The sequence below is a fragment of the Pseudomonas sp. 1D4 genome, from assembly GCF_001728925.1.
GTDB classification, from domain to species: Bacteria; Pseudomonadota; Gammaproteobacteria; order Pseudomonadales; family Pseudomonadaceae; genus Metapseudomonas; species Metapseudomonas otitidis.
Genome location: NZ_LXJQ01000085.1, coordinates 1 through 11,935, shown reverse-complemented (window position 1 = coordinate 11,935; position 11,935 = coordinate 1). Strand labels below are relative to the sequence as shown.

Below are 11,935 nucleotides of genomic sequence, written 5' to 3'. Positions count from 1 at the left end.
CCCCCAGCACCGTCCCCAGCGGCAGCGCGGCCCGCCCGACGCCCCCCCGCCTCGCCCCCCCCCCGCAGCAACGCCCGGCCCCCCCCGTGCGGCGGCGCGGCTTCCTGGCCCGCCACGCCCGCGCCCTGGCATTGGCGGTGGTCGGCCTGCCCCTGGCGGCCTACAGCGGCTGGCTGGCCGGCTGGGTGCCGGACAGTTACCACCGCTACAGCGCCGACACCAGCATCCAGCGCTTCACCCTGGGCGACGGCAGCGAAGTGGAGCTGAACCTCGGCAGCCGCCTGAGCTACGCCAGCTTCATCGACCAGCGCCGGGTGGAGCTGTCCCGTGGCGAAGCCTACTTCCACGTCAGCCGCGACCCGCAGCACCCCTTCGTGGTGAATGCCGGGGAAGGCTCGATCACCGTCACCGGCACCCGCTTCAACGTCTGGACCTACCGGGACAACGTCGTGGTCACCGTCACCGAAGGCTCGGTCAAGGTGCGCAGCGCCCGCCACGGCAACGACAGCAACCTCTCCCCCGGCATGCAGGCCGCCTTCCGCCCCGGCGACCTGCAGCCCCACGTCGGCGCAGCGGACACGAGCAAGGCGCTAGCCTGGCGCAATGGCAAGCTGGTGCTCGACGACCTGCCCCTGGCCGACGCCCTGCCGCTGATCAACCGCTACCTCGACCACCCCCTGGTGCTCGGCGACGCCAGCGTTGGCGAGCAGCGCATCGGCGGCATCTACAGCACCCAGGACATCGGCAACCTGGTCAAGGCCCTGCCCAAGGTGCTGCCGATCCGCCTGGCCACCCGGGGCGACGGCCGCGTGGTGATCCACGCCCGCTGAGCCCGCGCCCCTGGCCACCCCTCCGGACTAAATCACCCGAGCCTCCATCCGTTTCCCAGGCAGCCCTCCGTGGTCGTCGCAACGGCGGTCGCGGGTCGTCAGCCAGCCCGGAAGCCCCGCATGCCCACACCTCGACAACTGCTCGCCGTGCCCCTGCTCGCCCTCCCCCTGCTGGCCCTGGTGGCCTGGACCCAGGCCCCACGGTCGGCCCACCCGGACAGCGTCGCCGTCACTCTGGCGGACCTGGAGAGCAGCGTCAGCGCCCTCGGCACCCTGCAGCCCCGGCACTACGTCGATGTTGGCGCCCAGGCCTCCGGGCAGATTCTCAAGCTCCATGTGGAGCCCGGCGACAGCGTGCGCCAGGGCGACCTGCTGGTGGAAATCGACCCGTCCACCCAGCAGGCCAAGGTGGATGCCGGGCGCTACTCCATCCAGACCCTCGAAGCCCAGCTCGCCGAACAGCGCGCCCAGCACGACCTGGCCAACCAGCAGCACACCCGACAGCGCACCCTGCTCGCCGGCGGCGCCGGCCGTGAAGAAGACCTGCAGGTGGCCCAGGCCCAGGTCCGCGCCACCCGCGCCCGCATCGACATGATCCGCGCCCAGATCGACCAGGCCCGCGCCACCCTGCGCAGCGACGAGGCCGAGCTGGGTTACACGCGCATCTACGCGCCCCTCTCCGGCACCGTGGTGGCCCTGGACGCACGGGTCGGCCAGACCCTCAACGCCCAGCAGCAGACCCCGCTCATCCTGCGCATCGCCCAGCTCTCGCCCATGACTCTCTGGGCCCAGGTGTCCGAAGCCGACATCGGCCGCATCCAGGCCGGCATGCCCGCCTGGTTCAGCACCCTGGGCGGCGGCGGACGGCGCTGGGACGCGAAGGTGCGGCAGATCCTGCCGCTGCCACCACGGCCCCTGGAGCAGCTCAGCCAGGGCGGCGGCAGCCCCACCGCCGGTGGCGGCCGCGTGGTGCTCTACACCGTGCTGCTGGACGTGGACAACCCTGACGGCGCCCTGATGACCGACATGACCGCCCAGGTGCAGTTCGTCGAAGGCCACGCCCGCAACGCCCTCACCATCCCCCTGGCGGCCCTGCGCGACGGCGACCGGGTGCGGGTGGTGAACGAGCGCGGCGCCGTCGAGGAGCGCCAACTGCGCATCGGCCTGCGGGACCGCATGCGCGTCCAGGTGCTCGCCGGCCTGGCCGAAGGCGAACGGCTGCTGGTAGGCGACGAGGCCCACGAAGGATGAACGGCGAAGCGCCCCTGCTGGAACTGCAGGACGTCCGCAAGCGCTACGGCGGCAACGGTGCCCCCGAAGTGGAGGTGCTGCGCGGCGTCTCCCTGCGCATCCAGGCCGGCGAATACGTCGCCATCGTCGGCGCCTCCGGCTCCGGCAAATCCACCCTGATGAACATCCTCGGCTGCCTGGACCGCCCCAGCGCCGGGCACTACCGCTTCGCCGGGCGCGACGTGGCGCAGCTCGATGCCGACGCCCTGGCCTGGCTGCGCCGCGAAGCCTTCGGCTTCGTCTTCCAGGGCTACCACCTGATCCCCGCCGCCTCTGCCCGCGAGAACGTCGAAGTGCCCGCCCTCTACGCCGGCACCCCCGCCCCGCAACGCGCCGCCCGCGCCCGTGACCTGCTGCAGCGCCTGGGCCTGGGCAGCCGCAGCGACAACCGCCCGCACCAGCTCTCCGGGGGCCAGCAGCAGCGGGTCTCGATCGCCCGTGCGCTGATGAACGGCGGCCACGTGATCCTCGCCGACGAACCCACCGGCGCACTGGACAGCCAGAGCGGCGAAGACGTCATGCACCTGCTCGACGCCCTGTCCGCCGAAGGCCACACCCTGCTGCTCATCACCCACGACCGCCAGGTGGCGGCACGGGCCCGTCGGGTGATCGAAGTGCGCGACGGGCAGATCATCAGCGACAGCGGCACCGACCCCGCCATCAGCCCCCGGGCACGGCCCGCCAGCCAACTGCGCGAACGCCTGGAGCAGCCCGGCCTCGCACCGGCCGGCGCCTGGGCCGGCGAGCTGCTCGATGCCCTGCGCGCCGCCTGGCGGATGATGGGCGTCAACCGCTTCCGCACCGCGCTGACCCTGCTCGGCATCGTCATCGGCGTCGCCTCGGTGGTGGTGATGCTGGCCATCGGCGAGGGCAGCAAGCGCCAGGTCATGGCACAGATGGGCGCCTTCGGCTCCAACATCATCTACCTCTCCGGCTACCCCCCAGCGCCTCGGCTGCCGGAGGGGGTCATCACCCTCGACGACATCGCCGCGCTGTCCGCCCTGCCCCAGGTGCGGCGGATCATGCCGGTGATCGGCGGCGAGCTGCTGGTGCGCTACGGCAACCGCGACATCACCCCCTACGTGCGCGGCAACGGCGTGGACTTCCCCGAGATCCTCAACTGGCCGGTGGCCAGCGGACGCTATTTCGACGCCCGGGAAGAAGCCGAAGCGGCGCCGGTCGCAGTGATCGGGCAGAAGGTGCGCGACACCCTGTTCCCCGGCCTCGACCCGGTGGGCCGTGACCTGCTCATCGGCCAGGTGCCGTTCCGTGTCATCGGCACCCTGGTGGCCAAGGGCGCCAGCTCCGGCGACGAAGACGCCGACAACCAGGTGGTGGTGCCCTACTCCGCCGCCAGCATCCGCCTGTTCGGCAAGCCCGACCCGGCGTTCGTCGTGGTGGCCGCTGCCGACGCCAGCCGGGTGCAGGCCACCGAAGCGGCGCTGGACCGCCTGCTGCTGCGCCTGCACCGAGGCGTGCGGGACTTCGAGCTGACCAACAACGCCGCCCTGATCCAGGCCGAGGCCAACACCCGCAACAGCCTCTCGCTGATGCTCGGCGCCATCGCCGCCATCTCCCTGCTGGTGGGTGGCATCGGCGTGATGAACGTGATGCTCATGACCGTGCGCGAACGCACCCGCGAGATCGGCATCCGCATCGCCACCGGCGCCCGCCAGCGCGACATCCTCCGCCAGTTCCTCACCGAGGCCTCGCTGCTCTCCGTCACCGGCGGCGGGCTCGGCCTGCTGCTGGCCGGCCTGGTGGGCGGCCTGCTGCTGCTCACCGACGTGGCCCTGGGCTTCTCCCTGCTCGCCGCCCTCGGCGCCTTCGGCTGCGCTCTGGCCACCGGCGTCCTGTTCGGCTACATGCCGGCCCGCAAGGCCGCGCGCCTCGACCCGGTAACCGCACTCACCCAACCATGACCGACGCCAAGCCCCTCCTCGCCCTGCTGTGCCTGACCCTGGCCGCCTGCACCCGCCAGGCACCGGTCGAACCCGACGCCCTCACCCCGCCGCCCCGGTGGCAGGCAGCCGTCCCGGATGCGGCCGTCAGCGTCCGCGACTGGTGGCGTCACTTCAACGACCCGGCCCTGGAACGCCTGGTCCAGACGGCCCGTGCCGGCAGCCACGACCTGGCCGCCGGCCGCGCCCGCCTGCGCCAGGCCCGGGCCGCCGTCACCCAGGCCCGCGCACCGCTGTTGCCCGAGCTCAAGGCAGACCTCAGCGCCAACCAGCAACGCCTGCTGCGCGGCCCGGGTTTCAGCCAGCTGGATGCCAGCCGCGAGCAGCCGCGCTACCACAGCTTCAGCGGCCTGCTGAACGCCAGCTACGAACTCGACCTGTGGGGCGGCAAGGCCGCCGCCCTGGCCAGCGCCGAACAGGGCTACGCCGCCAGCCGTTTCGACCAGGCCGCCCTGGAGCTGACCCTGGAAAGCGCCGTGGCCAGCGCCTACCTCAGCCTCCAGGCCCTGGCGGAGCAACAGCGGATCGCCCGGCACAACCGCGACAACGCCCGCCAGGTCCTGGCGCTGGTGCAGACCCGGCAGGCCGCCGGCGCTGCCGGCGCCGTGGAGCTGGCCCAGCAGCAGGGCCTGCTGGCCGCCCGCGAGCGCGAGCACGCGCGCCTCCGGCAACAGCGGCAGGAGGCCCGGGTCGCCCTTGCCGCCCTGCTCGGCCAGCCCGTGCAGCAGTTGCAGGTCAGCGACCAGGGCTTCGAGCGCCTCGCCAACCCGGCCCTCGACCCCGGCCTGCCCAGCGCGCTGCTGGCCCGGCGTCCGGACATCGCCGCCGCCGAAGCCCGCCTGGCCGCCGCCGAGGCTGATATCACCGTGGCCCGCGCCGCCCTGCTGCCGAGCCTCAGCCTCACCGCCGCCCTGGGCAGTGGCGCCGACCAGTTCCCCGACCTGCTGCGCAACCCCTACACCAACCTGGGCGTGGCCCTCAGCGCGCCGATCTTCAACGCCGGCCGCCTGGACGCCGTGCACCAGCAACGCCAGGCGCGCCAGGCGGAGCTGCTGGCCACCTACCGGGGCGCCATCGTCAATGCCTTCGCCGACGTCGAACGTGCCCTGCTGGCCCTGGAGGGCAGCGCCCACCAGCAACGCTGGCAAGCCGAAGAACGCGAGCGCGCCCGGCAGGCGTTCGAACTGGCCGAACGCCGTTACCGGGCGGGAGCGGAAACCTGGCTGACGGTGCTGGAGACCCAGCGCAGCCTGTTCCAGGCCGAAGATGCCGCCGTGCAGGTGCGCCTCGCGCAACTGCAGGCCAGTGTCAGCCTGTACAAGGCACTCGGCGGCGGCTGGCAGCCGCCCGAGGGCTGAGGCGGGATCAGGTGGCGTCGGCGTGGCTGACCAGTCCCTTCACCAGCACCGCGGCGGTGGCCAGGGCGGCCGGCAGTACCAGGGCGGTGAGCACCTGTTCGAAGTTCCAGCCCAGGCCCAGCAGGGTGGCGCCGATCCAGGCACCGAGGATGGCGCCGAAGCGGCCGATGCCGAGCATCCAGGACACACCGGTGGCGCGGCCCTGGGTCGGGTAGAAGCGTGCCGCGAGGGACGGCATGGCCGATTGCGCGCCGTTGATGCACATGCCCGCCACCAGCACCAGGGTGGCCAGCAGGGTCATCTGCCCCAGGCTCTGGCCGACGAGCCAGGCGAAGACCCCGGCCAGCAGGTAGAACACGCCGATCACCCGGTGCGGGTCAAAGCGGTCCATCGCCCAGCCCACACCCACCGCACTGAGCACGCCGCCCAACTGGAACAGCGCGCCGATGGAGGCGGCCTGCTCCAGGCTCGCGCCACTGTCGCGCAGTAGGGTCGGCAGCCAACTGGTGAGCAGGTAGACGATCACCAGCCCCATGAAATAGGTCAGCCACAGCAGCAGGGTGCCGGCGCTGTAGGTGCCGGAGAAGATCACCCGGAACACGTTGCGGCTCTGCACCGTCTGCTGCTCCGGCACGCTGAAGCCGGTGGCCACGGCCACTTCGCTCGGGGCGATGGGCGCCAGCACGCGGCGAACGCGCTCATCGCCCTTGTGGCGCACCACCAGGTAGCGTGCCGACTCGGGCAGCCACAGCAGCAGCACCACGGTCAGCAGCAGCGGCAGCAGGCCACCGATCAGCAACAGGCTGTGCCAGCCGAAGGCCGGAATCAGCTTGGCGGAAACGAAGCCGCCGCCCGCCATGCCCAGGTTGAAGCCGCAGAACATGCTGGTCACCAGCAGCGACTTGAGGCGCTCGGGGGTGTACTCGGAGAGCAGCGTGGTGGCGTTGGGCATCGCCGCCCCCAGCCCCAGGCCGGTTAGGAAGCGCAGCACCAGCAATTGCTCGACGTTGGCGCTGAAGGCAGAGAACAGGCTGAACAGCCCGAACAGGAACACCGCACCCACCAGCACCAGCTTGCGCCCGAAGCGGTCGGCCAAAGGGCCGGAGCCGAGGGCGCCGAAGACCATGCCGATCAGCGCGGCACTCATCACCGGGCCCAGGCTGGCACGGTCGATGCCCCACTCCTGGGTCAGGGCCGGGGCGATGAAGCCCATGGCGGCGGTGTCGAGGCCGTCGAGGAAGACGATGAGGAAGCACAGCAGGACGACGCGCCACTGGTAGGCGGACAACGGCTGGGCATTGATGAAGCGCTGGACATCGAGGATGCCCGCAACGGGGACGTGGGCTTGGCTGGTCATGCAAGGATTCCTGCTGGAGCCTGGCACCCCGCGCTCATGCGATGGCACGGCCCGGGCAGGCTCGGACTCTCGTTGTTGTTATTCGCCCGGGCGTTGGCCGCGGGCTGGGCAGACGTTACGGAGAGTGCCCGGGGCATTCAATTCGATAATCGGCAAAGCGTTCGATAGACGAACAGGTTCAGCCAGGCGGACGCAGCCGCCTTGGCTGTGCACGCATCCCCTCAGTGGAACAGACGGGTACTGAGTTCCTTGCTGGCTTCCAGCAGCACCGGCAGCAGGCGGTTCTCCAGCTCCTGGCGGGACACGCGGCCGGCGTGGGTGCCCACGTTCAGCGCAGCCAGCACCTGGCCGGCGGAGTCCTTCAGCGGCACGGCGACGGAGCGCAGGCCCATTTCCAGCTCCTGATCGATGATCACCCAGCCCTGGCGGCGGATCTCGTCGATGCTCGCGCGCAGGCCGTCGGGGGTGCAGACGGTGCGGCTGGTCTTCACCTGCAGGTCGGCGTGCTCCAGGTAGTCCTCCAGGGCCGCGTCGTCGAGGGCGGCCAGCAGGATGCGCCCCATGGAGGTGCAGTAGGCCGGCAGGCGGCTGCCGACGCTGAGGTCCACCGAGATGAGCCGCTGGGGCGTGGCGGAACGGGCGATGTAGAGAATCTCGTCGCCCTCCAGGGTGGCCATGGAGCAAGCCTCATGCAGTTGCTCGCTGAGGCGGTCGAGGATCGGCTGGGCCGTCACCGCCAAGGGTGTCGAAGACAGGTAGGCATGGCCCAGGGTCAGCACCTTGGGCAGCAGCGAGTAGGTACGCCCATCGGTGGTGACGTAGCCCAGCTTCATCAGCGTGTGCAGGCACCGGCGCACGGCGGCACGGGGAATCTCGGTGCGGTGGCTGATCTGGGCGATGGTCAGGTGGCGCTTGCGCTCCTGGAAGGCATGGATCACCGCCAGGCCCCGCGCCAGGGAGGTCATGAAGTTGGGGTCCCCGGTGAAAGCCTCGATGCGCTTGGCCGGCGAGGCGACGATAGGCGGCGCCAGGGGGGTCAGGGGAGCACGCGTTTCTTCGGTCATTGTTGTTGTCCTGTATGGAATCGCGGTCGCAGCAGGTGGCCGATTATCGAACCGAAGTTCGATAATCGCAATTGAGCCCTGGTACGGACATCCGTAGGTTCTGCGCCGCCGGGGAGCACGCGGTCCGGTCAGGTGCCGCGCCGTTTCTCGGTCGGGTCACGCCCACAAGGCGGTGCCCACTTCCCCCCCGCAGACGCCACCACCCCGACGCGCCACCCGCGCGTCCGGGGCTGGCACCTGTTTGCCCGGGTGATGCCGAAGCCCCCCAGGCAGACAGGAGGCCAATGCCGATGGGGATGAAGATCGGCGCGACGATGGCGGGACTCTGCAGCATGTTCAGTCCATGGAGTCGGGTTGTACCGAGCGCAGTTGCCGGAGCCGGCTGCGGGTGCGGGAGAAATCCATGTGCGGCCTGCCCCGGCACAGGGCGTCGAGGTCCGCCTCGCTGGCCAACAGCAGGCGCGTGCCGGCGTCGTAGGCGATGTCCACCAGGTTGACGAAGCGTTGCTGGACGTCGATGGCCTCCTCGCCCAGGCACGGCACCTCGCTGATGGCGAGGTGCCGGAACTGCCGACACAGCCAGAGGAAGTCAGCACCGGAGCGCGGGTCCCGGCAGAGCCTGTCGAAGGCGATCCAGGCCCGATCGGCGCCCGCCGCCTGCACCGGCAGCAGCCGGTGGTTGACCGTCAGCACCTGGGCGCCCACCTCCGTCAGCCCCAGGCGGGCAGCGAGCCAGCCCTCGGGAAAGGCCGATTGCGGCCAGGCGTACTCGCCCCAGGCTTCCCGCTCGCCGCCACGCTGGCGGTAATCCTCGCCGCCGTCCAGGTGGATCACCTCAAAGCGTTTCTCGATCAGGGCGATGGCGGGCTTGAAGCGCTCCCGGTACAGCGGGTTCGGGCACAGACCGTCCGGGTGGTAGTTGGAGGTGCACACCAGGCCGACGCCCTCCTCCACCAGCACCTTGAGCAGGCGCCCGAGCAGCACGGCATCGCCGATGTCATGGACGTGGAACTCGTCGAAGCACAGCAGCGGCGCCTCCCGGGCCAGCGCGCGGGCGGCCAGGGCCAGCGGGTCCGGCTGGCCGGCGAAGGCGGCGATGCGCCCCTGCAGCTCCTGCAGGAAGGCGTGGAAGTGCACCCGCCGCTTGCCCGGCACCGGGGCCGCGTCGAAGAAGGCATCCATGACGAAGCTCTTGCCGCGCCCCACGCCGCCCCAGAGGTAGAGCCCGGCCGGCAGGCGCCGCAGCCAGCCGCTGCGCCCCGCCACAAACGCCTCCAGCCATTGGCCGAGACGGGCAATGGCGGTGCGTTGCGCGGGGTCGGCCCGGTAGCCACGGGCCTCCAGCGCAGACTCGAAGTGCCGCTGGATGCGCTGGCCGATGGGTTCGGTCAGCGCATCGGCCACGGGGGCCGGTTCCCTAGAAGTCAAAGAACACCGTTTCCCCTTCACCCTGGATGCGGATGTCGAAGCGGTAGGCCAGGCGCCCCTCCACTTCGCAGCGGCGCGCCACCAGCGTCTCGCGGCGTTGCGGCTGCTCGATGAGGTTGAGCACCGGATCGGCCGCGTTGGCCTGGGCCTCGTCCTCGAAGTACAGGCGGGTCTGCAGGTGGATGTTGATGCCCCGGGCGAACAGCGAGACGTTGATGTGCGGCGACATGGGCACCCCGGCGGCGTTCTTCACCACGCCGGGCTTGATGGTGTGCAGGGTCCACTCGCCGGCGTCGAAGGTGGTGGCGGTACGGCCGAAGCTGTTGAACGGCTTCTCCAGGTCGAAGGCGGTGTCGTACACGCCCTCGTGGTTGGCCTGCCAGAACTCCAGGAAGGAGTCGCGCACCAGGTGGCCGTTGCCGTCGTAGACGTGGCCGATCAGCACGATGTGTTCACCCGGCGCGCCGGGCTTGGCCATGCGGTTCCAGATCTCCTGGTCGCGGGTCGGGTTGCCGGCGGCTTCGAGGGCCAGGCCGATGTGCACGTAGGGGCCGGCGGTCTGGGAAGGGGTTTCCGGCAGCAGTTCGATGGGCATGCGGGTGGCTCCTCAGCGGTTCTCGAAGTGGGTCTTGCGCTGGCCGCGCAGCACGATGTCGAAGCGGTAGGCCAGGCAGTCCATGGGGTTGGCGTTGCCCATGTCCAGCTTGGCGATCAGCGTCTGCACGGCATCGGGGTTGGCGATGCTCTTGACGATGGGGCACAGCGGGATGAGCGGGTCGCCTTCGAAATACAGCTGGGTGATCAGCCGGGTGGAGATGGACGGGCCGCTGATGGAGAAGTGGATGTGCGCGGGTCGCCAGTCGTTCGGGCCGTTGCGCCAGGGGTACGGGCCCGGCTTGACGGTGCGGAAGATGTAGCGGCCCTCGCTGTCGGTCAGGGCACGGCCGACGCCGCCGAAGTTGGGGTCCAGGGGCGCCAGGTAGCGGTCGTTCTTGTGGCGGTAGCGGCCGCCAGCGTTGGCCTGCCACATCTCCACCAGGGTGTGGGGGATCGGCTTGCCGTACTGGTCCATGACCCGGCCGGAGACGACGATGCGCTCACCGATGGGCAGGCCGCCGTGGTTGAAGTTCAGCAGCAGGTCGTTGTCGTGCTCGCCCATCTTCAGGTGGGAGAAGTCCGGGCCGGTGGTCTCCGACAGCGATTGCGGGATGCTCACCAGCGCCTGGCGCGGCGAGCGCGGCACGGAGGTCTTGTAGTCGGGGGTCAGGGCCTTGGGGTGCCAATTACGGTCGCGGATGACAAAACGGCTTTCCGAGGGAAGATCGGCCATGTCGGTCTCCTGTTGTTCGAGTTGTGGAGGCTGCCAGGCAGCGGGCGGGTGGCAGTCTCGCCGCTGGAGCCCAGCCCGTGAACTGAAAAGACGCCCGCCAGACATAACCAATTGGTTATGGCCAACCACTCTAAGGGACGCTCGATTCCGGATAGCTGCCGTCCCGGTAGTCCTGCCCCAACTCCCGCAGCACCTCCACGCACCAGTGGGCGGCCAGGGGCAGCGGCAGCGCGGCGTTACTGCAGATGCCCACCGAGCCACCGGGCTCGCGGATGCCCAGGTCCAGCTCCACCAGCTCACCGCGACGCAGGTCCAGTTGCACCGCGTCGTAGGGAGCGATCCAGATCGCCTCACCGCTCTGCACGTAGCGCCGGCTCAGGGCCACCGACAGGGTCTCCAGGCGCTGGCTCGGCTGCGCCACGCCGCACTGCACGAAGAAGGCATCGGCGTACTTGCGGATGGTGGTCCCGGCCAGCGGCAGCACCAGCGGGAAGCCCTGCAGAGCGTCGCGCATCACGGGCGCCGCCAGCAGCGGGTGGCCGGGGCGCACCACCAGGGTCATCGACTCGCTGTACAGGTGCTCGAACACCAGCCCCTGGATCTGCGGGCTGTCGGTCATCCGCCCCACCACCAGGTCCAGCTCGCCCAGGTGCAACTGCGACAGCAGCCAGGCGCTGGGGCCGGTGACCACGCTGGCTACCAGGGACGGGTGGCGCGCATGCAGGCGGCGCACCGCTTCAGGCACCAGCAGGCTCTCCACGGTGGACAGCACCCCCAGGCGTAACGTGGCCGACTCGTGCTCGCCGCTGCGCAGGCTGTTCACCCCGTCCCGCAGCGCCTGCACACAGGGTCCGGCGTAGCGCATGAAGGCCACCCCCGCCTCGCTCAGGGTCACCCCGCCATGACCCCGCACGAACAGGCTGGCGCCCAGCAGGTCCTCCAACTCGCGCAGGGTCTTGGAGATGGCCGGCTGGCTGACCGCCAGCTTGTCCGCCGCGCGCGCCAGGGTGCCCTGGCGTGCCACTTCGAGGAAGCACACCAGGTGACGGAACTTGATGCGGGTGTCGATGTTCACGGGCAGGTCCAGGCAGGGCAATGCGCGCAAGCCTAGCGTCAGATGGGTCTCAGGCCAACCAATTGGTTATGGCCACGCCAGTCAGCCTCCAGCCCCAGGCACACCGACAGGAACAACAGCACCGCCATGAGGCGGTTGAACCGCCGTGCCACAGTCACTCTGTGACTGTGGCAGAGGAGCTTCCTACAGGTGCTCGCAAAGGTGACGACCACTTTGCTTGCTTTCCGCCTGTTATTGCAGAC

Annotated in this window: 11 protein-coding genes; 4 read left to right on the top strand and 7 right to left on the bottom strand. The window is 70.4% G+C overall.

Annotation, left to right across the window (positions count from 1 at the left end):
• The 4 genes from A7D27_RS25980 to A7D27_RS25965 form a co-directional block, all read left to right on the top strand.
• Positions 1-830 (top strand): FecR family protein (locus A7D27_RS25980; RefSeq protein WP_139134195.1); only part of this gene is annotated, 830 nt, incomplete at its 5' end.
• 120 nt (positions 831-950) lie between these two features.
• Positions 951-2,081 (top strand): efflux RND transporter periplasmic adaptor subunit, encoded by a 1,131-nt coding sequence (locus A7D27_RS25975; RefSeq protein ID WP_069566571.1) that lies wholly within the window; start codon positions 951-953, stop codon positions 2,079-2,081.
• A complete protein-coding gene (locus tag A7D27_RS25970; protein ID WP_069566570.1) occupies positions 2,078-4,042 on the top strand; it encodes a MacB family efflux pump subunit in 1,965 nt (654 codons plus the stop codon). The genes A7D27_RS25975 and A7D27_RS25970 overlap by 4 nt, the downstream gene beginning before the upstream one ends.
• On the top strand, positions 4,039-5,439 hold the full coding sequence (locus A7D27_RS25965; protein WP_069566569.1) for an efflux transporter outer membrane subunit: 1,401 nt from the start codon (positions 4,039-4,041) through the stop codon (positions 5,437-5,439). The genes A7D27_RS25970 and A7D27_RS25965 overlap by 4 nt, the downstream gene beginning before the upstream one ends.
• A 7-nt stretch (positions 5,440-5,446) precedes the next feature.
• Here the strand turns inward: A7D27_RS25965 and A7D27_RS25960 are convergent, their stop codons facing one another.
• From A7D27_RS25960 to A7D27_RS28555, 7 genes are all read right to left on the bottom strand, one after another.
• Positions 5,447-6,796: an MFS transporter gene (locus A7D27_RS25960; RefSeq protein ID WP_069566568.1), complete on the bottom strand. Its 1,350-nt coding sequence runs from the start codon at positions 6,794-6,796 to the stop codon at positions 5,447-5,449.
• A gap of 221 nt (positions 6,797-7,017) precedes the next feature.
• The gene (locus A7D27_RS25955; RefSeq protein WP_069562733.1) at positions 7,018-7,860 is read right to left on the bottom strand and encodes an IclR family transcriptional regulator C-terminal domain-containing protein; all 843 of its coding nucleotides are present in this window, start codon (positions 7,858-7,860) and stop codon (positions 7,018-7,020) included.
• 336 nt (positions 7,861-8,196) lie between these two features.
• The gene (gene zapE / locus A7D27_RS25950; protein ID WP_371914838.1) at positions 8,197-9,264 is read right to left on the bottom strand and encodes a cell division protein ZapE; all 1,068 of its coding nucleotides are present in this window, start codon (positions 9,262-9,264) and stop codon (positions 8,197-8,199) included.
• 13 nt (positions 9,265-9,277) lie between these two features.
• The gene (gene pcaG, locus A7D27_RS25945; RefSeq protein WP_069566566.1) at positions 9,278-9,883 is read right to left on the bottom strand and encodes a protocatechuate 3,4-dioxygenase subunit alpha; all 606 of its coding nucleotides are present in this window, start codon (positions 9,881-9,883) and stop codon (positions 9,278-9,280) included.
• Between the two features lie 12 nt (positions 9,884-9,895).
• Positions 9,896-10,618: a protocatechuate 3,4-dioxygenase subunit beta gene (gene pcaH, locus A7D27_RS25940; protein ID WP_044399542.1), complete on the bottom strand. Its 723-nt coding sequence runs from the start codon at positions 10,616-10,618 to the stop codon at positions 9,896-9,898.
• A 130-nt stretch (positions 10,619-10,748) separates the two neighbouring features.
• Complete coding sequence (gene pcaQ / locus A7D27_RS25935; RefSeq protein ID WP_069566573.1) at positions 10,749-11,693, bottom strand: pca operon transcription factor PcaQ; 945 nt, start codon at positions 11,691-11,693, stop codon at positions 10,749-10,751.
• A gap of 38 nt (positions 11,694-11,731) precedes the next feature.
• A partial coding sequence (locus tag A7D27_RS28555; RefSeq protein ID WP_218188497.1) for a hypothetical protein occupies positions 11,732-11,935 on the bottom strand: 204 nt, incomplete at its 5' end.

What these genes read in the sequence shown, in the direction of transcription:
- A7D27_RS25975 (WP_069566571.1), top strand. Translation starts at nt 951, where the DNA reads ATGCCCACACCTCGACAACTGCTCGCCGTGCCCCTGCTCGCCCTCCCC.
- A7D27_RS25970 (WP_069566570.1), top strand. Translation starts at nt 2,078, where the DNA reads ATGAACGGCGAAGCGCCCCTGCTGGAACTGCAGGACGTCCGCAAGCGC.
- A7D27_RS25965 (WP_069566569.1), top strand. Translation starts at nt 4,039, where the DNA reads ATGACCGACGCCAAGCCCCTCCTCGCCCTGCTGTGCCTGACCCTGGCC.
- A7D27_RS25960 (WP_069566568.1), bottom strand. Translation starts at nt 6,796, where the DNA reads ATGACCAGCCAAGCCCACGTCCCCGTTGCGGGCATCCTCGATGTCCAG.
- A7D27_RS25955 (WP_069562733.1), bottom strand. Translation starts at nt 7,860, where the DNA reads ATGACCGAAGAAACGCGTGCTCCCCTGACCCCCCTGGCGCCGCCTATC.
- pcaG (WP_069566566.1), bottom strand. Translation starts at nt 9,883, where the DNA reads ATGCCCATCGAACTGCTGCCGGAAACCCCTTCCCAGACCGCCGGCCCC.
- pcaH (WP_044399542.1), bottom strand. Translation starts at nt 10,618, where the DNA reads ATGGCCGATCTTCCCTCGGAAAGCCGTTTTGTCATCCGCGACCGTAAT.